The sequence below is a fragment of the Niallia sp. HCP3S3_B10 genome (genome assembly GCF_052064465.1).
Classification (GTDB): domain Bacteria; phylum Bacillota; class Bacilli; order Bacillales; family Cytobacillaceae; genus Niallia; species Niallia hominis.
The window spans coordinates 1-1037 of sequence record NZ_JBQHVO010000144.1 but is presented as its reverse complement, the minus strand read 5'-3'; the positions used below and the strand labels follow the sequence as shown (position 1 = coordinate 1037).

Here is a 1037-nt window from a genome sequence, read left to right as displayed (position 1 = left end):
AGCATTTCTTGGTGAATATAAACTTTAGTCTTCAACAATCAGGCGCTTTAATGAAGTAACTAAAGCCTAATTTTTCACTTATAACACCGAGTATAAATGCTAATTTAATAATGTACAGAAATGATTACATAAGAATGTACAGTTTAGTGTCATACATGCATACTTACACTGAGGTGAAGAGGATGCATGTACATCTAGATATAAGTACAGATATAGAAATTAATTGTTTGGAAGATTTACCAAAGTTAAAGCTTCTAATGTAGAGCCTAAATATGAAAATAAATAAAAGTAGATTAGGGCGGGAATTAGGTGTAGATAGGAGGACAGTGGATCGATATTTAAATGGGAATAGTTCTTGCAAAACTCGTAATAGAAAGTCAAAAATAGATGACTTATATAACGTTATATCTGAGCTACTTTCAGAGGAATCTATACAAACCTTTTACTACAAGAGGATTCTATGGGAGTATCTAAAAGATAACCATGGGTTAGAATGTTCTCAGTCATCTTTCCGACGCTATATATCTGATAAACCTGAATTCCAGGCATACTTTAGTGATGGAAAAAGAATTCAAGCGAACAAGACCGTTGTTCGTTTTGAGACCCCTCCCGGGGAACAAGCACAATTTGATTGGAAAGAGAACATTAGATACATAACAAAAGAGGGGGAAATTATATACGTCAATGTCGGGGTACTAGTGTTAGGTAATTCAAGATTCAAGTCTTATGGACTAACCATGTCAAAGTCACAAAGTGTACTAATATCCTTTTTGATGGAAAGCTTTGAAGCGTTTGGAGGAGTTCCAAAAACAATATTAACGGAGATGTGGGCATTGTGGTAGCCCATTTGGAAGAAAGGTATGGAACTCTACCGATGAAAGGCTTAGAAGAATTGTCTGGAGATGTAATGGAAAATACAGTGTCAAAGGTGAAAAAAGCTGTCAGAACGTAAGCGTCAAATAGACCCCACCTATGTTTTAGATGGGGCCTGGGTTATTATTTAGTTAAGTTTTTTAAATGAAATACAAGACACTGGT

At 35.2% G+C, this 1037-nt stretch carries 2 pseudogenes; both read left to right on the top strand.

The annotated features are described in order from the left end of the window. Window positions 1-182: 182 nt before the first annotated feature. Window positions 183-824: pseudogene (locus ACTNDN_RS24890) on the top strand (IS21 family transposase); the annotation flags it as partial. 52 nt (window positions 825-876) lie between these two features. Continuing rightward, window positions 877-963, top strand: a pseudogene (locus ACTNDN_RS24885) (hypothetical protein); the annotation flags it as partial. Between the last annotated feature and the right edge of the window lie 74 nt (window positions 964-1037).